Annotated in this window: 17 protein-coding genes; 5 read left to right on the top strand and 12 right to left on the bottom strand. The window is 67.4% G+C overall.

Annotated features, from left to right (window positions below):
* Positions 1–111: 111 nt before the first annotated feature.
* From SRAA_RS05540 to SRAA_RS12705, 3 genes are all read left to right on the top strand, one after another.
* Complete coding sequence (locus tag SRAA_RS05540) at positions 112–354, top strand: type II toxin-antitoxin system ParD family antitoxin (RefSeq protein ID WP_045531382.1); 243 nt, start codon at positions 112–114, stop codon at positions 352–354.
* The gene (locus SRAA_RS05535; RefSeq protein WP_045531380.1) at positions 347–637 is read left to right on the top strand and encodes a type II toxin-antitoxin system RelE/ParE family toxin; all 291 of its coding nucleotides are present in this window, start codon (positions 347–349) and stop codon (positions 635–637) included. Before SRAA_RS05540 ends, SRAA_RS05535 begins: the two co-directional genes overlap by 8 nt.
* Positions 638–760: 123 nt before the next feature.
* Entirely contained in the window at positions 761–4462 is a 3702-nt protein-coding gene (locus SRAA_RS12705) for a class I SAM-dependent DNA methyltransferase (RefSeq protein WP_045531379.1), read from the top strand.
* A gap of 43 nt (positions 4463–4505) precedes the next feature.
* Here SRAA_RS12705 and cobA read toward each other — a convergent pair whose 3' ends face one another.
* From cobA to SRAA_RS05485, 9 genes are all read right to left on the bottom strand, one after another.
* Complete coding sequence (gene cobA, locus SRAA_RS05525; protein ID WP_082039931.1) at positions 4506–5330, bottom strand: uroporphyrinogen-III C-methyltransferase; 825 nt, start codon at positions 5328–5330, stop codon at positions 4506–4508.
* Positions 5327–6277: a DNA-binding protein YbiB gene (gene ybiB / locus SRAA_RS05520; protein ID WP_045531377.1), complete on the bottom strand. Its 951-nt coding sequence runs from the start codon at positions 6275–6277 to the stop codon at positions 5327–5329. Before ybiB ends, cobA begins: the two co-directional genes overlap by 4 nt.
* A 38-nt stretch (positions 6278–6315) precedes the next feature.
* On the bottom strand, positions 6316–9234 hold the full coding sequence (locus SRAA_RS05515; RefSeq protein WP_045531376.1) for a nitrate reductase: 2919 nt from the start codon (positions 9232–9234) through the stop codon (positions 6316–6318).
* A 10-nt stretch (positions 9235–9244) separates the two neighbouring features.
* Positions 9245–9646 carry a nitrite reductase small subunit NirD gene (gene nirD, locus SRAA_RS05510; RefSeq protein ID WP_045531374.1) on the bottom strand — a complete coding sequence of 134 codons (402 nt, stop codon included), beginning with the start codon at positions 9644–9646 and terminating at the stop codon, positions 9245–9247.
* Between the two features lie 44 nt (positions 9647–9690).
* Positions 9691–12255: a nitrite reductase large subunit NirB gene (gene nirB, locus SRAA_RS05505; protein WP_082040086.1), complete on the bottom strand. Its 2565-nt coding sequence runs from the start codon at positions 12253–12255 to the stop codon at positions 9691–9693.
* Positions 12255–13085, bottom strand: a complete 831-nt coding sequence (locus SRAA_RS05500; RefSeq protein ID WP_045531373.1) for an ABC transporter ATP-binding protein — start codon at positions 13083–13085, stop codon at positions 12255–12257. Before SRAA_RS05500 ends, nirB begins: the two co-directional genes overlap by 1 nt.
* On the bottom strand, positions 13082–14002 hold the full coding sequence (gene ntrB / locus SRAA_RS05495) for a nitrate ABC transporter permease (protein WP_045531371.1): 921 nt from the start codon (positions 14000–14002) through the stop codon (positions 13082–13084). Before ntrB ends, SRAA_RS05500 begins: the two co-directional genes overlap by 4 nt.
* Before the next feature lie 12 nt (positions 14003–14014).
* Positions 14015–15388 carry a CmpA/NrtA family ABC transporter substrate-binding protein gene (locus SRAA_RS05490; protein ID WP_082039930.1) on the bottom strand — a complete coding sequence of 458 codons (1374 nt, stop codon included), beginning with the start codon at positions 15386–15388 and terminating at the stop codon, positions 14015–14017.
* A gap of 262 nt (positions 15389–15650) precedes the next feature.
* Complete coding sequence (locus tag SRAA_RS05485; protein ID WP_045533344.1) at positions 15651–16919, bottom strand: nitrate regulatory protein; 1269 nt, start codon at positions 16917–16919, stop codon at positions 15651–15653.
* Positions 16920–17069: 150 nt separating this feature from the next.
* Here SRAA_RS05485 and tsaD point away from each other — a divergent pair, with 150 nt between their 5' ends.
* Both tsaD and greA read left to right on the top strand, forming a co-directional pair.
* Entirely contained in the window at positions 17070–18128 is a 1059-nt protein-coding gene (gene tsaD, locus SRAA_RS05480; protein ID WP_045531369.1) for a tRNA (adenosine(37)-N6)-threonylcarbamoyltransferase complex transferase subunit TsaD, read from the top strand.
* Between the two features lie 97 nt (positions 18129–18225).
* Positions 18226–18702: a transcription elongation factor GreA gene (gene greA / locus SRAA_RS05475; protein WP_045531368.1), complete on the top strand. Its 477-nt coding sequence runs from the start codon at positions 18226–18228 to the stop codon at positions 18700–18702.
* 1 nt (position 18703) lies between these two features.
* Here greA and folD read toward each other — a convergent pair whose 3' ends face one another.
* Genes folD through SRAA_RS05460 form a run of 3 tightly spaced genes read right to left on the bottom strand, consistent with a single transcriptional unit; the run spans position 18704 to position 22783 of the window.
* Positions 18704–19564: a bifunctional methylenetetrahydrofolate dehydrogenase/methenyltetrahydrofolate cyclohydrolase FolD gene (gene folD / locus SRAA_RS05470; RefSeq protein WP_045531367.1), complete on the bottom strand. Its 861-nt coding sequence runs from the start codon at positions 19562–19564 to the stop codon at positions 18704–18706.
* Positions 19565–19594: 30 nt separating this feature from the next.
* Positions 19595–20218, bottom strand: a complete 624-nt coding sequence (locus SRAA_RS05465; protein WP_045531365.1) for a response regulator transcription factor — start codon at positions 20216–20218, stop codon at positions 19595–19597.
* A gap of 57 nt (positions 20219–20275) precedes the next feature.
* Positions 20276–22783 (bottom strand): PAS domain-containing sensor histidine kinase, encoded by a 2508-nt coding sequence (locus SRAA_RS05460; RefSeq protein ID WP_045531364.1) that lies wholly within the window; start codon positions 22781–22783, stop codon positions 20276–20278.
* Positions 22784–22894 lie beyond the last annotated feature (111 nt).

Here is a 22894-nt window from a genome sequence, read left to right as displayed (position 1 = left end):
ATAAATCAAAAACTTATGTTGGTTTTTGGGAGAAAGGCGGCTACGCCGCAATTCTTGCGCGCGTGCTGTACCAAATATTGGTACAGTCTACACTCCAGCAGGAGAACGCTTATGAGCCGAAACACATCCGTATCCCTCGGTACGCACTTCACCAGCTTCATTGATGCCCAAGTGCAAGGCGGGCGCTATGGCTCGGCCAGTGATGTGGTCCGGGCAGGGTTGCGGCTGCTGGAAGAGCACGAAGCCAAGGTGAAGGCGCTGCAAGATGCGCTGAACGCTGGCCTTGAGTCCGGTGAACCACGCTCGTTCGATAGCGGAGCGTTCTTGAACCGAATGCACGCGCGGCATGGGTAAGCCCTACCGACTGTCTCCGCTGGCCGAGGCCGACCTTGAGGAAATCTGGCTCTACACGCTCAAACACTGGTCGATGAAGCAGGCAGACACCTACCACCACAACCTTGTGGCTGCCTTTGAGGGATTGGCAGCGGGCACAAAGCAGGGCCGCCCCGCTGATGTTTTGCCGGAATTCATGAAGTACCTGTGCGGCTCGCACGTGGTCTATTTTCTCGACTGCTCCGACCATCTGGACGTGATTCGCGTGCTGCATCAACGACAGGATGCTGAGATGCACCTTTAGCAGGCCCTTGAAATAACGCCCCCCCCCCAGCGCACACCCTTCCTCGCTCATTGCTGAGCGAGTCCGTGACTTGGCTTGCCGCGACCGCCTTGTCCCATGTTGCCTGCGACTATCATTTGCAATATGGACACAAGAACAACGGCGCAGGCGTTCATTCAACGCTGGCAGGGAGTCAGCGCGAGCGAGCTGGCCACTGCTCAAACCTTCGTCATCGACCTGTGCGAGCTGCTGGATGTGCCCAAGCCGCACCCCACGCCCGCGCAAGACTACATGTTCGAGCGCCCCGTCACCTTCAGCCACGGAGACGGCTCCAGCAGCGCGGGCCGCATCGACTGCTACAAGCGCGGCCACTTCGTGCTGGAAGCCAAGAAGCTCAAAGCGGGTGCCCACACCAAAGGCTTTGACGATGGCCTGTTGCGCGCCCGCAGTCAGGGCGAGGGCTACGCCCGCGCCTTGCCCGCTGACGAAGGGCGGCCGCCCTTTGTGTTGGTGGTGGACGTGGGCACGGTGATCGAGGTGTACGCCGAGTTCAGCCGCAGTGGCGGCACCTACACGCCGTTCCCCGACCCGCGCAGCCACCGCATCTTGCTGGCCGACTTGGCCAAGCCAGAAGTGCAGGCGCGGCTGCGCCTGATTTGGACGCAACCGAATGAGCTGAATCCGGCGCTGATTGCCGCCAAAGTCACCCGGGAGGTGTCCAACCAGTTGGCATTGCTGGCCCGCTCTTTGGAGCAGGATGGGCACGACCCCCACACGGTGGCGGCATACCTGTCGCGCTGCCTGTTCTCTATGTTTGCCGAGGATGTGGAGCTGTTGACCAAGGGCTCGTTCCAGGACTTGTTGCTCAAGCACCGCGCAAGCCCTGACACCTTGCAACAGATGCTGCGCATCCTGTGGGTCGACATGGACCGGGGCGGTTTTTCGGCGGCGCTGACTGAAGACGTGCTCAAGTTCAATGGCAAGCTGTTCAAGGGCGGCAGCGCCGACGGCTACAGCCTGTTGCTGCGGCCCGAGCAAATCGACCTGCTGGTCCAGGCCGCCCGGGCCAATTGGCGCGAGGTAGAGCCCGCCATCTTTGGCACCTTGCTGGAGCGTGCGCTGGACCCCGGCGAGCGCCACGCCCTGGGCGCGCACTACACGCCGCGCGCCTACGTCGAGCGCTTGGTGTTGCCCACCGTGATTGAGCCGCTGCGCGCCGAGTGGGCCAATGCCCAGGCCGCCGCCCTGTTGCTGGCGCACGAGGCCGCCGAGCTGGAAGCGCACCCGCCCGAAGTCAAGACCAAAAAGGACTTTGCCGCGCTGGACCGCCACCACGCCGCCGTGCGCGCCAAGTGGACCGAGGCGCGCCAGCAGGTGAAGGATTTTTTGCACCGCCTGTGCACCCTGCGCGTGCTGGACCCGGCCTGCGGCAGTGCCAACTTTTTGTATGTGACGCTGGAGCACCTCAAGCGCCTGGAGGGCGAGGTGTTGAACCAGCTCAACGCCTTGGGCGATACGCAAGATGCGCTGGACCTGGGCCGCGAGACCGTGACGCTGCAGCAGTTGCGCGGGGTGGAGCTGAACCAGCGCGCCGCTGCGCTGGCCGAGCTGGTGTTGTGGATTGGCTTTTTGCAGTGGCACATCCGCACCAACGGCCGCGCCAGCATGGCTGAGCCGGTGGTGCACGATTACGGCAACATCGAGCACCGCGACGCGGTACTGGCCTACGACCGCCAAGAGCCGATGACCGACGCCAGCGGCAAGGTTCTGACGCGCTGGGACGGCGCAACCTTCAAGCCGCACCCCGTCACCGGCCAGCGGGTGCCCGACGAGGCGGCGCAGGTGCTGCAATGGCGCTACGTGAACCCCCGCCAGGCGCAGTGGCCGCAGGCCGATTTCATCGTGGGCAACCCGCCGTTCATTGGCGCGTCCACCATGCGGGCGGCCCTGGGCGACGGGTATGTGGACGCTTTGCGCGCCGCGTGGCCGGATGTGCCGGACAGTGCAGACTTTGTGATGTTCTGGTGGGCTCGGGCGGCGGCGCTCGTGGGGGCCGGCGCGGTGCAGCGCATGGGGCTGATCACCACCAACAGCTTGCGGCAGACGTTCAACCGGCGGGTGGTGCAGGCGGCGTTGGATGGGGGTTTATTGGCTTCCTCGGCTTTTTCTGCGGCTGCGGGGTGGGCGGACGCCGGGGCGGGTGGGGCTGGGGCGGGTGGGGCTGGGGCTGGGGCAGTTGCGGGGTGGGTGGGCGCCGGGGCGGGGCATGCCGGGGGCCTCATGCTGCCAAACGCGCAGAAATCGGCCCCCGGCACACCCCACCCCGGCGCTGGCGTGGCGCATCTGGCATTCGCCGTGCCCGACCACCCGTGGGTGGACAGCGCCAATGGCGCCGCCGTGCGCATCGCCATGACGGTGCTGGGAACGGGGCCGGCTGAAGGGCGGTTGTTGACGGTGCAGCGTGAGCAGGCCAGTGAGTTTGGCGAGGTGGCGGTGTCGCTGGCGGAACGGCGGGGGCTGATACACCCCGACTTGTCCGTGGGGGCCAACGTGGCTGGGGCACGCAGCCTGCAGGCCAATGCCGACCTAAGCAACCGGGGGGTGCAGCTCTTCGGCGCGGGGTTCATCGTGACCCGCCAACAGGCGGCCAGCCTTGGGTTGGGCACGGTGCCAGGGCTTGAGCGCCATATCAGGGAGTACCGCAACGGGCGTGACCTGACGGCGACGCCGCGCGACGTGCTGGTGATAGATATGTTCGGGCTGACCGCCGACGCGGCACGGCAACGCTACCCCGCCACCTACCAGTGGCTGCTGGAGCGGGTCAAGCCTGAACGGGAGCAAAACAACCGGGCGACTTATCGAGACAACTGGTGGTTGTTTGGCGAGCCGCGCAGAGTGCTTCGTCGACAAATAGAGGCGCTTCCACGCTACATCGCCACAGTGGAGACCGCAAAGCACAGGTTGTTTCAGTTTCTGGACGGAGTGGTATTGCCCGACAACAAGCTGGTAGCGATTGCCCTGCAGGACGGGTTGCACCTAGGCGTGCTGTCTAGCCGCATGCATGGAGCTTGGGCATTGGCGGTGGGCAGTTGGTTGGGTGTGGGCAATGACCCCGTGTACGTCAAGTCGCGTTGCTTCGAAGCCTTCCCCTTCCCCGACCTAGACCCAGCCGGAGCGCTGGCCGAGCGCATCCGCAGCTTGGCCGAGCAAATCGACGTCCACCGCAAGGCCCGGCAGGCCGCCCACCCCGACGCCACGCTCACGGCGGTTTACAACGTGCTGGAAAAGCTGCGCAGCGGCGAGCCGCTGACCGCCAAGGAGAAGCTGCTCCACGCGCACGGCCTGGTGGGCGTGCTCAAGAGCCTGCACGACGAGCTGGACGCCGCCGTGCTGCAAGCCTACGGCTGGGCCGACCTGAGCTTGCCCGCCGACACCGACACGCTGTTGGCGCGGCTGGTCGAGCTAAACGCCCAGCGCGCCGCCGAGGAAGCCGCCGGCACGGTGCGCTGGCTGCGGCCCGAGTATCAGCAAGCCGGACGGGGCGAGCAGGTGGCCCTTGAGGCCGAGTCCGATCCCGACGCCGACGCGCCCGATGTCGGCGCGCTGCCCAAGCCCGCCAAGGTGGCGCTGGCGCAGCGCCCGTGGCCCACGGGGGTGACCGAGCAAATCAAGACCGTGGCCGAGGTGCTGGCCGCAGCGCAGCGCAGCCTCGACCTGGACGGCGTGGCCGCGCATTTCAGCGGCCGCGGCCGCTGGCGCGACCGCTTGCCGACCTTGCTCGATACGCTGGTGGCGCTGGGCCGCGCGCGGGTGGCCGGTGGCCGCTGGGTGGACGCGGGCCTGTAACGCGCCGGTTTTTGATGGCAGGGCGCCGCGGCGACCCGCCCCCTCAGGCCACCCGGCTCTGTGCCGTTTGCGCCAAGGCCAGCAGGCCTTGCAGCACCTCACCCACCACGATCACCGCCGGGCTGCCCAGCCCTTCGCGCTCCAGCGTGCTGTGCAGGTGCTGCAGTTCGCACAGTGCGTGGCGCTGCTGCGCCAGGGTGGCGTGCTGCACCAGCGCCACGGGGGTGCTGGCGGGCAAGCCAGTGAGCAGATCGGCCTGAATCTGCGCCGCCGCTTGCACGCCCATGTAGATCACCAGCGTCAGGCGCGCCGCGTGGCAGGTCTGGGCCAGCGCACGCCAGTCCGGGCCGTTGCTGCCGGGTTTGGCGTGTCCGGTAATAAACACCACCCCGTGTGCATGGTCGCGGTGCGTCAGCGGTGCCCCGAGCGCCGTCACCGCCGCCAGTCCGGCGGTGATGCCGTTGACCACTTCGACCTCGATGCCGGCGGCGCGCAGGTGCTCCACTTCCTCGCCGCCACGGCCAAACACGAAGGGGTCGCCGCCCTTGAGGCGCACCACCTGCTCGCCCTCGCGCACGGCCTGGATCATCAGTTTTTCGATGAAGGACTGCGCCGTGGAGCGGCAGCCGCCGCGTTTGCCCACGTGGATCACGCGCGCGCCGGGTGCCGCCAGCGCCACGATGTCGTCGCTCACCAGGTCATCGACCAGCAGCAGCGTGGCGCGGGCGATGGCCCGGGCCGCCTTGAGGGTGAGCAGCTCCGGGTCGCCCGGCCCGGCCCCGACCAAGGTGCAGCGGCCCACGATCGGGTGCGGGGCAGCGCCAGCTGCGGGGCTGAATGGGCGGGCAGCGGGTGGCAGGGTGTTCATGGGGTGCTCGGATGGGGTGGGGTGGGGATTTGGCCGCTGGCGATCAGGCGCGCCAGTTCCAGCGTGTGGCGCACCTGCAGTGCGATCGGCTCGGGAATGGCACGCTGGCCCAGCAGCACCGCCTGGGTCCAGTGCAAGGTGGCGTCGGCGTCGGGCGTGGGCCCATCGGCCAAGGGAAGCAGCGGCCCGCCTTGGGCTTCTTGGATGCGCCAACTGCGCCCGGCGACGAAGGCGTCCATGGCCGGGCAGCGCCGGGCGTCGGCCACGGGCTCGCCTTCGGTGCCGCGCAGCAGCAGGGCGTTGGTCCCGGTCAGCGCCAGCGTGGCGCTCATGCTGTGCAGGTATTCGCTGTGGGTGTAGCTGCTCAGCAGCAGGGCCGGCCCGGCGACCGGGTTCATGAGCTTGACCAGGCTGTGCGCGCTGTTGCGCAAGCCCACGCTGCGGCGCACGTCCAGCAGGCGCTGCAGCCCCGGCTGCAGGCGCTGTGTGGGCACCCAGCAGACCTTGCCAGGCTGAAGTTCAGCGCTGAGCAAGCCCGCCGATTCGAGCGCGGGCAAGATGGCCTCGGGGTGGGCGCGCGCGTCTTCGGTGGCGCAGCCGTGCCAGAGCACCGCCAAGCCTTGGCGCGCCAGCAAACCCGCCAGCAACGGGGTCAGCACCGGCAGCTTGCGTGCGCCGTTGTAGCTGGGCAGCACCACGCTGGGCAAGGGGCTGTGGGCGGGGGCGCTCCAGCGCTGCAGGCGTGGCTCCAGCGCGTCGAGGAAGCCGGCCATTTCTTCGGCGGTTTCGCCTTTGACGCGCATGGCGATGCAGAAGGCGCCGATTTCGAGCTCGCTCACGGCGCCGTCCAGCACCTGCCCGAGCAGGTCAGCGGCCTGCCCGCGGCTAAGGGCACGGGCGCCGTCTTTGCCGCGACCAATTTTTTTTAAGTGCTCTTTGATGCTCATTGGCTCGATTGTGACAGCGTACTAATTACTTATCGCTATTAGGCGATTTGCGTGCTTGCGGCCATCGGGGGTGCGGCCACGCTTTGCAACAGCCGCTTGAGCTGCGGGATGCAGGAGCCGCACTGGGTGCCGCATTGCAGCGTGCTTTGCAGGTGCGCCAGCCGCTCGCTGGGGCTGCCCGGGCTGCGGGCCAAGTGCAGGGTGATGGCCTGCTCGCTCACATCGAGGCAGGCACAGACCTGGGGGCTGCGGCTGGATGGCCCGCTGGCCGTGGGCGCGGCCGCGCCGGGCAGCAGCAGTTGTTGTCCGCTGGCCGGGGTGGGGCGTTCTTCGCGCAGCAAGGCCTCGAGCCAGGCGGCTGAGCGCACGTCGCCAGCCAGCAGCAGGGCCTCGAGTTGGGCCTCGGACTCGGGGCTGCGGCGCAGCAGGCGCAGCGCCCGCATCTGGCCGCGCCGGGGGTCGCGGTAGCACAGGGTGTTGGGGGTGTTCAGGCCCAGGCGCGCGGCCACGGCGTCGAGCAAGGCGGCGTCCGGGGCTTGCAGGCAGGCGGCGCGCAGCAGCACGCCCGTGCGCCCTTGTTCCTCGTGGCGGCCAAAGGGCACGCAGGTGGCAAAGTCGAACTGGCTCAATTGCCCCGACAGCCAGGCCCGGGCTTGCGCCGCTTCGCCTTCGGGCAACCAGGCCATGGCGATGAGCGTCCAAGGCAGGTGGGCCGGCTCTACCCGCACGGCGGCGTGTTTGAGCTCGGGTTGCCTGGAAGTGGGGCAGCAGGCCGGGGTGGTCAGGGCATTGACGCCCAGCAGTGGCTGGCCCTCGGGGGTGCGCCCGCTTAAGCAATCCGAACCCCAGTGCATGGGCAAATAAACCTGCCCCAGGCCCAGATCGGACGCGGCTTGCAGCGGCAGCACGATGCGCCCGCGGGCGCTTTGCACGCTCACCAGTTCGCCTTCGGTCAGCCGGCGCCGTGCCATGTCCTGCGGGTGCATGTGCAGCACCGGTTCTGGTGCATGGCCAAACAGGCGGCCCAGCAGGCCGGTGCGGCTCATCCCGTGCCACTGGTCGCGCAGCCGGCCGGTGTTCAAGGCCAGTGGGTAGCTGGCGTCGCGCGCTTCGGCTGGCGCCCGGTAGGGCAGGGCGGCAAAACGCGCCTTGCCGTCGGCCGTCGGAAAACGGCCGTCGGTGTACAGGCGCGCCAGGCCTTGGCGGTGGCCCTCGGGCAGCGGCCATTGCTGCGGCCCCTCGGTGTCGAGCAGGGCATAGCTGAGTCCGCTGATGTCGAGGTCGCGGCCGCGGGTGCTCTGGCGGTGTTCGTTCCACACCGCTTCGGGCGTGGGGTAGTCGAAGTGGATGCGCCGCTGCGCCGCGGGCTGCGGGTGCAGCAGGGCCTCCAGGCGCTGGGCCACATCGCGCGCGATGACCCAGTCGGGCCGGGGGCCGTCGAGCGCATGGTCGGGGTGCTGCGGGGCCGGCACGGCGCGGCGCACGCGGCTGATGCGCCGCTCGCTGTTGCTGACGGTGCCTTCCTTTTCGCCCCAGGTGGTGGCGGGCAGCAGCAGGTCGGCGTAGGCGGTGGTGGCGGTGTCGGCAAAGGCCTCTTGCACGATGACGAATTCGGCCCGCTCCAGCGCCCGGCGCACCATGCGCTGGTCGGGCAGGCTCTGGGCCGGGTTGGTGCAGGCGATCCACAACACCTTGACTTCGCCCTCGGCAGCGGCCTGGAACATCTGGACCGCGCTGCGCCCCGGCTGCTCGGGCACGCTGGGAACGCCCCACAGTTGCGCCACTTCGGCCCGGTGCGCCGGGTTGGCCAGATCGCGGTGGGCGCTGAGCAGGGTGGCCATGGCACCCACTTCGCGCCCGCCCATGGCGTTCGGCTGGCCGGTCAGGCTCAAGGGGCCGGCACCGGGCTGGCCGATCTGCCCGGTGGCCAGGTGCAGGTGGATCAGGGCCGCGTTGTTGGCGCTGCCGTTGCTGCTCTGGTTCAGGCCCTGGCAGTACAGGCTCAGGGTGGGGCGGCGCAGCCGGCCATCGCGCCCGCTAAACAGCGGGGCAGTCGGGGCCGGGGCGCCATCTTGGGCGGGGCTGTCGAGGCCGGCGATCCAGCGCGCCGCGGTGTACAGGTCGGCCTGTTGCAGGCCACACAGGCGCGCGGTGTGGGCGGGGGTGTGTTCGCGCACGATCGCCTTCAGGGCCTCGAAACCGCTGGTGTGGGCGGCGATGTAGGCCAAGTCGAGCCAGCCCTCCCACAGCATGATGTGCAGCAAGCCGTGCAGCAGCGCCACGTCGGTGCCGGGTTGCAGCGGCAAATGCAGGTCGGCGCTGGCGGCGGTGTCGGTGCGGCGCGGGTCGGCGACGATCAGGCGCAGATCTGGCCGCGCCGCGCGCGCGTCTTCGATGCGCCTAAACAGCACCGGGTGCGCCCAAGCCGTGTTGCTGCCGATGATGAACAGCGTTTGCGCCAGTCCCAGGTCGTCGTAGCAGGGTGGTGGCGCGTCGGCCCCGAGGGTGAGCTTGTAGCCGGCCACGGCGCTGCTCATGCACAGGCGCGAATTGGAGTCGATCTGGTTGCTGCCCAGCACCCCTTTGACCAGCTTGTTGAAGACGTAGTAGTCCTCGGTCAGCAACTGGCCGCTCACATAGACGCCCACGGCGTCGGGGCCGTGCTGCTGCACGGTGCGGGCGATGCGGCCGGCCGCCAGATCGAGCGCCTGCTTCCAAGCCAGCGCCTGGGTGGGGCCGCCGCGTTGGCTGCGCCACTGCGGATGCAGCAGCCGGGTGGCTTGCGCCAAGGCGGGGCGGGCGCTCAGGTGCAGGGTCGAGCCCTTGCTGCACAAGCGCCCGAAATTGGCCGGGTGCTCGGGGTCGCCGCGCACGCCGGTGACTTGGCCGCCTTCGTGCTCGATCAGCACGCCGCAGCCCACGCCGCAATAGGGGCAGGTGGAACGGGTGGTGGCCATGGGGCTGCGCCTAGCAGGCACCGCTGGCCGCGCCGGGGCACGTGCGGCGGGCCGGCCCGGCCAAAGGCCGCGTGGCCTCGGTCGCCAGGGTTTCGAGCTCGTGGGCGTCCAGATACACCTGTCCGTGTTCGACCTTGAGGGCGAAGCGCGGGGTCTGGCCGTGATCGGGTGCGGCGGCCTGGCCGCTGTCGAGGGCGATGTTCCAGTTGTGCAGCGGGCAAGCCACGCTGTGCCCAAACACGATCCCTTGGCTCAGGGGTCCGCCCTTGTGCGGGCAGCGGTCGAGCAGCGCAAAGAGCTGCTGGTCGGCGGCCTTGAACACGGCCACGTCCAGCCCGTGCTCGCGTGCCACGCGGCGCGCGCCCAAGGCCGGGATGTCTTCAACGGTGCAGACGGGAATCCAGCGGTTCATGGTGTCTCCGGGGTAAATGGGTTGCGCATCAAGCGGGGGCACGGTCAGGCCGGCACCCGGCTGGGGGCCGCAACTGGGCTCAGGGGCTGGAATTGGCGCAGATCGACTTGCGCCCGTTCGTGTTCAAACCAGGGGTCGGGTTCGCCGTCGAGCGCAAACTGCAACTGCTGCCACAGCGCCTGGCGGCCGACCGGGTCGTCGAGGATGCGCTTTTTCACGTAGTCCAGCCCGACCCGGCTCACGAAGTGCACCGTGCGCTCCAGATACCAGCCTTCGAGCCGGTACAACTGCATGAAGGCACCGGTGTATTCCAGCACCTCGGCAGCGCTTTTGAGTTTGCAAAAAAAGTGTGCCACTTCGGTCTTGATGCCGCCGTTGCCGGCGATATGCATCTCCCAGCCGCTCTCGACGCCGATGATGCCCACGTCCTTGATGCCGGACTCGGCGCAATTGCGCGGGCAGCCGCTAACGGCAAACTTGACCTTGTGCGGCGCGTACATGCCGAAAAAGGCGCGCTCCAAGTCCTTGCCCATCTGGGTGCTGTCTTGCGTTCCCATGCGGCACCACTCGGAGCCGACGCAGGTTTTGACCGTGCGCAGCGCCTTGGCGTAGGCGTGGCCGCTGGGCATGCCGATGTCTTTCCAGACGCCGATCAGATCCTCTTTCTTCACGCCCAGCAAGTCGATGCGCTGGCCGCCGGTGACCTTGACGGTGGGGATCTGGTACTTGTCCACCGCATCGGCGATGCGGCGCAGTTCGGCGGCGCTGGTCTCACCGCCCCACATGCGCGGGATCACCGAATACGTGCCGTCTTTCTGGATGTTGGCGTGGCTGCGCTCGTTGATGAAGCGGCTTTGCGGGTCGTCGCGGGCCTCTTTGGGCCAGGTGCTGATGAGGTAGTAGTTGATGGCCGGGCGGCAGGTGGCGCAGCCGCTCGGGTTGCGCCAGTTCAGGGCCTGGAACACCTCGTCGATGCGCAGCAGCTTGCGCTCGTGGATGGCCTCGCGCACCTGCTGGTGGCTGTGTTCGGTGCAGCCGCAGATGGCCTTTTTCTGGGGCGTGGCCGAGTAGTCGCCGCCGGCGCTGAACATGAGGATTTGCTCCACTAGGCCGGTGCAACTGCCGCAACTGGCGCTGGCCTTGGTGTGTTTGCGCACTTCGTCGAGGGTGAACAGGCCCTGGCGCTTGATGGCCTTGCAGATGGCCCCTTTGCTGACGCCGTTGCAGCCGCAAACCTCGTCGCTGTCGGCCATTTGGGCCGCCTTTTGGTGCCCCTGGTGCCCGGCATCGCCCAGATTGCTCTCGCCAAACATGAGCTTGTCGCGGATGTCGGCCACCGGGCGGCCCGCGCGCAGCAGCTTGAAATACCAACTGCCATCGACCGTGTCGCCATAGAGGCAGGCGCCGACCAGTTTGTCGTCTTGCAGCACCAGTTTTTTATAGACACCGCCGTTGGGGGCGGTCGGGTCGCTGAGCACGATTTCCTCGCAGCCGGGGCCGCCCAGGTAGTTGCCAGCGCTAAACAGATCGATCCCCGTCACCTTGAGCTTGGTCGAGGTCACGCTGCCGCTGTAGCGGGCGATGCCGTGCTGCGCCAGGTGGTTGGCCAGCACCTTGCCCTGCTCGAACAGCGGAGCCACCAGGCCGTAGGCCACGCCCCGGTGCGCGGCGCATTCGCCCACGGCGTAGATGCGCGGGTCGGTCACGGTTTGCAGCGTGTCCGAGACCACGATGCCGCGCTGCACGTGCAGCCGCATGCGCTCGGCCAGCGCGGTGTTGGGGCGGATGCCCACCGCCATCACCACGAGCTGGGCCGGGATTTCCGGCTCGGGCGCGCTGCCGGCCTTGAAACGCACGGCGGCCACGCGCCCATCGGCACCGGCCAGCAGGGCCTCGGTCTGGGCCCCGAGCAGGAACTTGAGGCCGCGCGCTTGCAGCGAGCGCTGCAACAGCTCGGCGGCGCGCTGGTCGAGCTGGCGCTCCATCAGCCACGGGGCCACGTGCACCACGGTCACGTCCATGCCGCGCTTCATCAGCCCGTTGGCGGCTTCCAGCCCCAGCAGCCCGCCGCCGATGACCACCGCCTGCCGGTATTGCGTGGCGGCAGCGATCATGGCCTGGGTGTCGGCCAGGTCGCGGTAGGCGAGCACACCGGGCAGATCCCGGCCGGGGATGGGCAGCATGAAGGCGTTGGAGCCGGTGGCCAGAATCAAGCGGTCGTAGGGGGCCGACTGGGTGGCCCCGTCGGGCCCGCTGGCATGCACCAGGCGCCGGGTGCGGTCCACCTCGGTCACGTTCCAGCCGGCGTGCAGGGCGATGCCGTGCTGGCGGTACCAGTCCCAGTCGTTGAGGATGATCTGCTCCGGCGTCTGCTCGCCAGCCAGCACCGGCGAGAGCAGGATGCGGTTGTAGTTGGGGTGCGGCTCGGTGCCAAAGACGGTGATTTCGTACAGATCGGGCGTGAGCTTGAGCAGCTCTTCGAGCGTGCGCACGCCGGCCATGCCGTTGCCCACCAGCACCAGTTTTTGTCGCGGGCGGGCGTTGGGGCTTGGGCTGGCGGCCGGGGTGTTGCGTGCGGACTCGGCGCCGTGGGGGGCAGTGCTTGGCATCATGCGGCCTCTTTTTCGACGTGCGCCTGGCGGGTGTACAAAAAGTCGATCACCGCCTTGCGGCATTGCAGGTAGTTTGGGTTTTCCGACAGTTCCACGCGCCGCCGTGGGCGCGCCAGCGGCACCGCCAGCACCTCGCCGATGGTGGCCGAGGGGCCGTTGGTGAGCATCACGATGCGGTCGGCCAGCAGCACCGCCTCATCGACATCGTGCGTCACCATCACCACGGTGCTGTGGGTGCGCGCCACGATTTCGAGCAGCTCGTCTTGCAGCTTGGCGCGGGTGAGGGCGTCGAGCGCGCCGAAGGGCTCGTCGAGCAGCAGCACCTTGGGCTCCATCGCCAGCGCACGGGCGATGCCCACGCGCTGCTTCATGCCGCCGCTGATTTCGCCCGGGCGCTTGTGCGCGGCGTGGCTCAGGCCCACCAGTTCCAGCGCGGCGTGGGTGCGCGCCGCCAGTTCGCTTTTGCGCTCCGACTTGGCCCCGGCGCTGCGCGAACCCGATCCGAACACGCGCTCGACGCCCAGGTGCACATTCTCAAAGCAAGTCAGCCACGGCAACAGCGAGTGGTTTTGAAACACCACGGCGCGCTCCGGCCCCGGGCCGGCGATCTCGCGCCCGGCACACAGCAGCAAGCCTTCGGTGGGGGAAGTCAGGCCGGCGATCAGGTTGAGCAGGGTCGATTTGCCGCAACCCGAGTGCCCGATCAGGGCCACGAATTCGCCTTTGGCGATGCGCAGGTCGATCTGGCGCAGCGCCTCGAACTCGCCTTGCCGGGTTTTGAAGCGCTGCACCACGCCTTCGATCTGGATGTAATGGCTTTCGTTCATGATTTGACTTCCTCGAAAGTAAAGGCGCGGGCGATGCGCACCAAGGCCCACTCCAGCAGCAGCCCGACCAGGCCGATGACGAAAATCGCCACGATGATGTTCGTGATGTTGAGGTTGTTCCACTCGTCCCAGATCCAGAAACCGATGCCGACACCGCCGGTGAGCATTTCGGCCGCCACGATCACCAGCCAGGCCGTGCCCACGGCCAGCCGCACCCCGGTGAGCACGTAGGGCAGCACGGCGGGCAGCAGGATTTTGGTCAGGATGGTCCACTCGCTCAGGTTGAGCACCCGCGCCACGTTGAGGTAGTCCTGCGGCACCCGCTGCACCCCGACGGCGGTGTTGATGATCATGGGCCAGATCGAGCAGATGAAGATGGTCCAGATCGCTGCCGGTTCGGTGCCCTGGAACACCAGCAGCCCGATCGGCAGCCAGGCCAGTGGCGAGACCGGCTTGAACAGGCTGATCAGCGGCGCGCACATGCGCCCGGCAAAGACCGAGCGGCCGATCAGAAAGCCCAGCGGAATGCCCACCAGCGCCGCCAGCCCAAAGCCCAGCCCGACGCGCTCGAGCGAGTTGAGCACTTGCCAGCCGATCCCGACGTCGTTGGGGCCGTTGACGAAGAAGGGGTCGGCAAACAACACCAGCGCCGCGCTCCAGGTGGCGCCCGGGGTCGGGAACTGGCCCTCGCCGCTGGTCGCGGCCAGGTGCCACAGGCCGATCAGCAGCAGCAAGCCAAACAGCGGCGGCAGCCCCTGTTGCAGCCATTCGCTGGCCTCGAAGCGCCGCGTTGCGCTGCTGCGCGCGGGCTGGCTGCGCGCCGGGCTGCTGTGGGCGGGGGCCGGGGTCCGGGCTGGTTCGGCCGGGGCGGCGGGGATCTGCCCGGCGCGGGGCGAATGAAAGACGGCGCTGACCATGGTGTGTGCTCCTTAAGTCCGGATGGCAAAGCTGTCGGCGTAGCGCGCCGGGTCGCGGCCGTTCCAGACCACCCCATCCATCAGGGTGCTGCTGCGCAGTGGTTCGCGCGGCACACTGATGTTGAGTTGCGTCGCGGCCTGACGGTAGAGCTCGATCTGGTTGATCTGCTGCGCCACTTGCAGGTAGTTGGGGTGCTCGCGCAGCAGGCCCCAGCGTTTGAACTGGGTCAGGAACCACATGCCGTCGGAGAGGAACGGGAAGTTGACTGCGCCGCCGTCAAAGAACTTCATGTGGTTCGGGTCGTCCCAGGTGCGCCCGAGGCCGTTTTGGTAGCGCCCCAGAATGCGGTCGCGGATCACATCGACGCTGGTGTTGACAAAGGGGCGGGCGGCGATGGTCTCGGCCATGCGCAGCTTGTTTTGCAGGCTGGCCTCGATCCAGCGGCTGGCTTCGAGCACCGCCATCATCACGGCGCGCGCGGTGTGGGGGTGGCGGCGCACGAAGTCGGCGCGCGCGCCCAGCACTTTCTCGGGGTGATCGGGCCACACGTCCTGGGTGTTGGCGGCCGTGATGCCGATGCGGTCCACGATGGCGCGGTGGTTCCAGGGTTCGCCGACGCAGAATCCGTCCATGTTGCCGACGCGCATATTGGCCACCATCTGCGGCGGCGGCACGGTGATGACCCTGGTGTCGCGCAGCGCGTTGACACCGGCGCTGGCCAGCCAGTAGTACAGCCACATGGCGTGGGTGCCGGTCGGAAAGGTCTGGGCAAAGGTGTACTCGCGCCGCTCGCGCGCCATCAGCCGCGCCAGCGTGCCCACGTCCACCGCGCCGCGCTCGGCCAGTTGGCGGCTCAGCGTCATGCCCTGGCCGTTGCGGTTGAGCGTCATCAGCACCGACATATCGGTGCGCGGCCCGCCCAGCCCCAGTTGCAGCCCGTAGATCAGGCCGTAGAGCGAATGCGCCATGTGCAGTTCGCCGTTGAGCAGCTTGTCGCGCAGGCCGGCCCAACTGGCTTCCTTGGACAGGACGATGCGCACCCCGTGTTTGCGGTCCAGCTCCAGCACCGAGGCCATGATGACGGAGGCGCTGTCGGTGAGCGGAATGAAGCCGATGCGCACCTCCTGGATCTCGGGCCGGTCAGAGCCCTGGGCATGGACGACCGAGCGCAGGCCGGGCACCAGGCCAGTGCCGGCATGGGCCAGCAGGGCCGCGCCAGCGAGCGTGGCGCCTTGGCGCAGCGCGCTGCGGCGCCCGGGCTGGTCTGCACCGCTGGTGCTTGCTTGGGCGGCAGTGGGTGCGTGGCAGGCGGCCGGGCTGTGGCCGCCAGGGGTTGGTGTGCCAGCCGTGCTGGATTCGGTCTGGCTGAGGTCGAACGGGGGCATGACTACTCCTAGAACAATGAACAATCGAAGCGTGGCAGCAAATGAAAAACGGCGTCCTCCCGTGTCCGCCTTGAAAGCGGGCTGGGAGGGACGCCGTTGTCCGTCTTGCTCTGCGAGCCGGGTTCGTGCCGCCATTGGCGCTTACCCATGTCATCACGCAAGCAGTTTTCGTGCCAGGCTTGGTTTTAGGGGGTGTGTCTAGGGTGGGACGCTGCCTGGCGCTTATTTTTCGCCCCGGTGCACCAGAATCGGGCCCAAGCGTTCACCGCCGTGGTGCAAGCAGGTGGCTCATCGAGAGCACCGCCTCGGCCACATCGACCATGCGCTTGTTCTGGTTCATGGCCAGCTCGCGCAGGGCTTTGTGTGCGGCGGGCTCATCGAGCTGCTGGTGCGCCATCAGCAGGCCCTTGGCGCGCTCGATCAGTTTGCGCTCGTTCAGGCTGACGCGCAGCGTTTCGAGCTCGGTGGCAGCGGCTTGCAGCCTTAGGCCCTGCTCTTGCACCAGATCGAGCACCGACCTTTCTAGGCCAAACGCCAGCCCTTGGGGCGCGGGTTGAAGGGCAGGGGGTGCGGCCTCAAAAAATGCGCTGCCGCGCAGCCGCTCGGTGTCGGCCTCGGGGGGCTGGCGCTGGCGCTGTTCGAGTTGTCCGATTTCGGCTTGCACCTGCGCCATGCAGGCGCTCGCCTGCTCGACCAAAGCCTGCGTCAATTGGTCTTCGATCGGGCGCATTTCATCCATGCACTGGCTGCAGCAGGCAAACCAGACCCCGCTCAGATGCGGCTCCAGCGCCCCCCCGGCAGGTGTTTGCAGCAGCAGGCGGCGCAACCGGCTGCGCTCGATCAGGGGCTGGGCGCGCTGGCGCTCTTGCCAGCGCTGCAGCAGCGCGGCGCTGGCAAAGGACTCAAACACCTCCAGGCAGCGCTGCTGCGCCTCGATCAGCTCGCTCAGGTGCGCCTGTTCCTGCGCATGCACCTGGGTGCTGGCAAACAGGGTGGCACCCAGGGCGCGCTCCTGACCGGTCCACTCCTTGCATTGCATCAGGTTGAACAGCGCCACCAGCGGGCGCAGCAGTTCGGGGGCGCTGGCGTGGTCGGCGGCTTCGAACACGACCGCCAACAAACTGGCGATCAGCCGTGCGTAATCGGCCGACAGGCGCTGGGTGCTGAGTGCCTTGGCCGCGACGCGCGAGCGCAGCAGCGCCAGCGCATCCAGCCCTTGCAGTGCGTAGGCGACCCGGCTCAGGAGCCGCGCGGCGTGCGGCGACGGGGCGTTGATCAGGGCTTCAGACTCCAGCAGCCATTGCGCCACCCAATCGTCGGTGCCTAGGGTTTGCTGGTGCAACTGCGCATCGAGGGGTGCCTGCCCCATGCCGGCATGGCGCACGCTAAGGTTGGAGAGTCCGCGTTCGCGCTGCAACTCGTGCACCAAAGCGGCGGTGCTGCGCGCCAGCGCAATGCTTTGCGCCAGCCGCTCCAATTCGGCCAGCTCGGCGCGCTTGGCGGCCAGCAGGAAGCAAAGGCTGGATTTCATCGTGGTGCTGTGGCCATAAGGCGCGTGGGGTTGGTTGAACATCCACAAGCAAGTTTTGTGCCCGTTGGAGGCTCTGCACAGCAGCCCACGCAAGTCGCCCGCTGAGCCCGCCCGTGCAGGCTTGGCCGCGCCCTCCCTTACACTCATCCCATGCTGATATTGGGAATCGAAAGCTCTTGCGACGAAACCGGGGTGGCCGTGGTGCAGGCCGACGCGGGTGCGGCCCCGCCACGGCTGCTGGGGCAGGCCCTGCACAGCCAGGTGCAGATGCACCAAGCCTATGGCGGCGTGGTGCCCGAACTGGCCAGCCGCGACCACATCCGGCGCGTGCTGCCGCTCACGCAGTCGGTGCTGCAGCAGGCCGGTTGCACGCTGGAGCAGATCGACTGCGTGGCCTTCACGCGCGGGCCCGGTTTGGCGGGTGCCTTGCTGGTCGGGGCCGGGGTGGCCTGCGGCATCGCGGCGGCGCTGGGCAAGCCCACGCTGGGCGTGCACCACCTGGAGGGGCATTTGCTCTCGCCCTTTTTGAGTGCCGACGCGCCCGAGTTTCCATTCGTGGCGCTGCTGGTGTCGGGCGGCCACACGCAACTGATGCGGGTCGAGGGGGTGGGGCGCTACCACCTGCTGGGCGAGACCATCGACGACGCCGCCGGCGAAGCCTTTGACAAATCGGCCAAGCTGCTCGGGCTGGGCTACCCCGGCGGCCCGGCGTTGGCGCGCTTGGCCGAGCAGGGCCAGGCCAGCGCGTTTGCCTTGCCGCGCCCGCTGCTGCACAGCGGCGACTTGGATTTTTCTTTTGCTGGCCTAAAAACCGCCGTGCTCACGCAGGCGCGCAAGCTGGGCCCTGAGCTGCAGGCGCGGCGCGCCGATCTGGCTGCGGCCACCGAGGCCGCCATCGTCGAGGTGCTGGTGAAAAAGTCGCTTGCCGCCTTGCAGCAAACCGGGTTGCGGCGGCTGGTGGTGGCCGGCGGGGTGGGGGCCAACCGGCGGTTGCGCCAGCAGCTCGATGCCGCCGCCGAGCGCCTGGGGCTGCGCGTGCATTACCCCGAGCTGCACCTGTGCACCGACAACGGCGCCATGATCGCCTTGGCCGCCGCCATGCGCTGGCAGGCGGGTTTGCTGCCCGCTGGTGCCAGCGGCGAAGGCTACAACTTTGCCGTGCGGCCGCGCTGGCCGCTGGCGCAGATCGACACCCCAACAACGGCATAGGGGAGCGACGTGCAACGCCGGTGCGTTCGGGCATAATATCGCGAACATCTACCGCCGAGTCTGTCTGGCTCGGCGGTTCGCATTTGGAGACGCAACAATGCCCACCATTCCTGTGACCCAGCGCGGCGCCGATTTGCTTAAAACCGAGCTGCAGCGCCTAAAAACCAAAGACCGGCCGGCCGTCATCAACGCCATCTCCGAGGCGCGTGCGCAAGGCGACCTGAGCGAAAACGCCGACTACGACGCTGCCAAAGAGCGCCAGGGCTTCATCGAAGGGCGCATCGCCGAAATCGAGAGCAAGCTGGCCATGGCGCAAGTGATCGACCCGGCAGCCACCGACGGCGGTGGTCGGGTGGTGTTTGGGGCCACGGTCGAGCTCGAAGACGAGCGCAGCGGTGCGGCGGTTACGTACCAGATCGTGGGCGAGGACGAAGCCGACCTCAAGCAGGGCCTGATCAACATCTCGAGCCCGATCGCGCGCGCCCTGATTGGCAAAGAGGAGGGCGACGTGGCCGAGGTGCAAGCCCCGGGCGGCGTCAAGCGCTACGAGATCGTGGCGGTGCGCTACCAGTGAGCTAGCCGTTCAGATCGGCGGCGCGCTCGGCCGCCTGCACCGTGTTGGCCAGCAGCATGGTGATGGTCATGGGCCCAACGCCGCCGGGCACCGGCGTGAGGTAGCCGGCTACCTCTTGCACGCCCGCAAAATCCACATCGCCGCACAGCTTGCCGGCGGCGTCGCGGTTCATGCCCACGTCGAGCACCACGGCACCGGGCTTGACCATGTCGCGCGTGAGCAGGCCGGCCTTGCCCACTGCGGCCACGATCACATCGGCTTGCAGGGTGTGGGCCTTGAGGTTGGGGGTGCGCGAGTGGCAGACGGTGACGGTGGCGTCGCGCTGCAGCAGCAGCAGCGCCATCGGTTTGCCCACGATGTTGCTGCGCCCGATCACCACCGCGTGCTTGCCGCGCAAATCAAAGCCGATGTGCTCCAGCATTTTTAGGCAGCCGTAGGGGGTGCAGGGCCAGAAACCGGGCTGGCCGACCAGCAGCGCTCCGGCGCTGGCGATGTGAAAACCGTCCACATCCTTGGCGGGGCTGATGGCTTCGATCACGCGCTGCGCCTCGATCTGCGGCGGCAGCGGCAGTTGCACCAAGATGCCGTGGATGCGCGGGTCGGCGTTGAGGGCGTTGATGCGCGCCAGCAACTCGGCCTCGCTCAGGCTGGCCGGGTGCCGCTCCAGCAGCGAGTGGATGCCGGCCTCGGCGCAGGCCTTGACCTTGTTGCGCACATACACCTGGCTGGCCGGGTCATCGCCGACCAGCAGCACCGCCAGGCCAGGCTGCTGGCCCAGGGCGGTGAGCGTGCGGGTGCGCTGGGTGAGTTCGGCGCGCAGTTGGCGCGACAGCGCCACGCCGTCGATCAGTTGAGCAGTCATTGCAAAAAACCGGGGGGAGTAAATTCTAAATCAGGATTTGGCACCAGGGCCGAGGGCGATCTTAAGCAAATCAGCGACCGTGTTGGTGCCGAGCTTTTCCATGATGTTGGCGCGGTGTGCCTCCACCGTTTTGATGCTGATGTTCAAATCGTCGGCGATTTGCTTGTTGAGCCGGCCGGCCACGATGCGCTCGAGCACCTGCGATTCGCGCCCGGTCAGTCTGGCCATCAGGGCCTCGCGGCTGGCAGCTTGCTGGTGCTCGGCAAAGGCGCTGCGCGCCGCCTCCAGCATGCGATCGACCAAGCCCATGAGCTGGGGCTCATTGAAGGGCTTTTGGATGAAATCGAGCGCGCCTTTTTTCATCGTCTGCACCGCCATCGGCACATCGCCATGGCCGGTGATGAAAACGACGGGGAGCGGGGAGCGGCGCTCCAGCAGCCGGTCTTGCAACTCCATACCGGTCATGCCGCCCATGCGGATGTCGGCCAACAAACAGGCCACTTCACGCGGGTCGTAGCAGCTCAAAAAGGCCTCGGCCGATTCGAAGCAGCGCACCCGGTAGTTTTTGCCTTCGAGCAACCACTGCAACGAGTCGCGCACAGCCTCATCGTCATCCACCACATAAACCAAACCGCGCTTTGCCATCACACTCATTTGTCGCCTTCTCGATCTCGGTGGGCCTGCCCGGTACGGGGCACTGGCCTGTGGGCATCAGGGGTTGAGGGCAGCCAGCGTAGGAATCCAGAAGCTGAACTCACAACCCATGATTTCCTGCCCATTGTAGAGGTTGCGCGCCTGCAGCCGTCCGTGGTGCGATTCGACGATGGAGCGACACAGCTTGAGCCCTATCCCCATGCCCTCGGCTTTGGTGCTGTAGAAGGCCTCGTAGATGCGCTCGAGCTGCTCGGGCGGGATGCCGCGTCCGTTGTCGCGCACGCTGAATTCGATCACCGGCAGCCCCTCGATGTGGCGCGGCGTCACGCACAGTTCCACCTGGCGCTGCCCGACCGGGCGCTGCGCCTGGATGATGGCTTCGCCCGCGTTTTTGAGCAGGTTGATCAGCACCTGCTCGATCAGGATCGGGTCCACCAGCAGTTGTGGCAGGCGCGCCGCCACATAGGTGTTGAGGCGCACCAGGTGGCGCCGCAAATCGATCTCGGCCAGCTCCACCGCATTGGCCACCATCTGCGCCGCATCCGATGGGGTGGGGGTGGGTTCGCTGCGCTTGACGAAGGCGCGGATGCGCTGGATGATCTGGCCGGCGCGCTGGGCCTGTTTGGCGGTCTTTTGCAGCACCTCGAGCAGCTCGGCCTCGCTGATCTGCTGCTGTTGCAGGCGCGCAATCATGCCGCTGCTGTAGTTGCTGATGGCGGTCAGGGGCTGGTTGAGCTCGTGCGCCACGCTGGAGGCCATCTCGCCCATGGTGATCAGGCGGCTGGCGGCCTCGGCGCGCTCTTGCTGCAGGGCGGCCTGTTGCTCGGCACGCCGCCGCGCCGTGATGTCGGAGGCGATCACCATCTGCACCAAGCGGCCATCGACCCAAGTCAGGTAGCGCGTGCGCACCTCGAGCCACTTGTTGAGTGTTTCCAAGAACAGCTCGGCATGGTCGGTGGTGGCCTCAAACAAGGTGTCGGTGGGCAGTCCCGCGAGGCCATCCGACTGGTGGTCTTCGCCATCGGGGCGGGTGGCGCCGCTGCGCTGGCTCAACTGGATCAACTGCCGATGCCCGTCGGCGGTGGAGCCGAACCATGTCTGGTACATGCGGTTGGCAAACAGCAACTCGGTGCTGTTCAGGGGCGCCACCGACACCGCCTGGTCCAGCGTATCGAGCACGGTGGTGAAGCGCCGGTAGGAGGCGCCCAGTTCTTCGCGGATGCGCTTGGGCTCGCTGATGTCGGTCATCGAGGTCATCCAGCCGGTTTGTTGCCCTTGGGAGTCGATCAGGGGCGAGACGTACATGCGGGCAAAAAAGGTGCTGCCGTTCTTGCGCTGCACCGGCATCTCGAAACCGCCCGCATTGGTGCGGCCGCTGAGCTCGTCTTCAAGTCGGATGTGCAGCTTGTCCACATCGGATGCGGGCCAGTAGGGGAAGGGCGCCTGCGCCCCCACCAGGTCGGACTCGCTCCAGCCGGTCATGGAACAAAAAGCCGGGTTGACGTAGGTGATGCGGCCGTTCAGATCGAGCGCGCGCATGCCGGTGAGCATGGAGTTTTCCATGGCGCGCCGAAACAAGGTTTCGGACTGCAAGGCGCGCTGCGCTTGCAGCCGGCGCCGGGTGTGGCGCAGGTTGGTCAGCAGCATCCAGATGGTGAGCAGGCTGAGCGAGCCAACCACCCAAAAAAACCCCTCGCCGGCGGCGTCGCGGCTGATGCGGTAGCCGGTGGCGCGCAGTTGCAGATGCGGGCCGACCGGCGCCACCGCCATTTGGAAGCTGCGCGGCTGCCCGGTCCAAGGCAGCAAGATGAGTCCGTCGGGTTCAAACTGGTGCACGCTGCCGGCCATTACGTTGCCACTCAAATCAAGCAGCGCCACGGCATAGCGGGTGCGCACATCCCCTGGCACGCCCAGCCGCAGCAGCAGCTCGAGCGAGTACTCGACCAGCAAGGTGCCTTGGTAGCTGCCGTGTTGGGTCAGGGGCAGCAGCAGCAGCAAGCGCGCGTCGGGCCCCAAGCCGCCCAGCGGACGGCTGAAATGCGGCTGCATGATTTCACGCGCCACCCCCAGGGCGCCCCCGGTTTCCTCATTCAACACCGGTTGCCCGGCGCTGCGGTTGAGCTGGGCCGGTGCCAGCGCCGCCGCGTGGGTGGCGACCACGCGGTCTTGCTGATCGAGCCAGCTCACCGCCAGCAGCTCGGGAAAACGCCCGGCCAGCAGTTCGGCCGCCGTGCTGAACTGAAAGGGGTCGAGCTCTTGGTTGACGATTTGCAACGCCATGCGCTGCAAGGGCTCGTGGGGTTCGAGCAATCGCAGCCGCAAGCGCTGCTGCGCGTACTCGACATCGCGCGTCACCTCCTGCTGTTCGCGTTGCGCTTCGAGCTGTGTGAAGTAGGTGAATGCCGACGCGATGGCCGCCAAAAACAGCAGCACCGAGATCAGGGGCACGATGCTGACCAGACGGTCTTGATGGACCGGGCTCAAGCCCTGCCACCAGCGCTGCCAGCGCCGCACCGGCCAGCGCCAATCCAGGCGCGGGGAGAACAGTGAGAGGAATTTCGACATTTGCTTGAAGTCTATGGGAAAACCCGGAGTGTTTGGAGTTGGCGATCTGGTAAATATTTTGCAATGTAAAAAGTCAATCTGCATCTTGAAAATTGTAAAAAACTGTGCCAC

It is taken from the genome of Serpentinimonas raichei, from assembly GCF_000828895.1.
GTDB lineage: Bacteria > Pseudomonadota > Gammaproteobacteria > Burkholderiales > Burkholderiaceae_C > Serpentinimonas > Serpentinimonas raichei.
The sequence above is the reverse complement of the archived record's forward strand: the minus strand, read 5'-3'. Positions and strand labels throughout refer to the sequence as shown.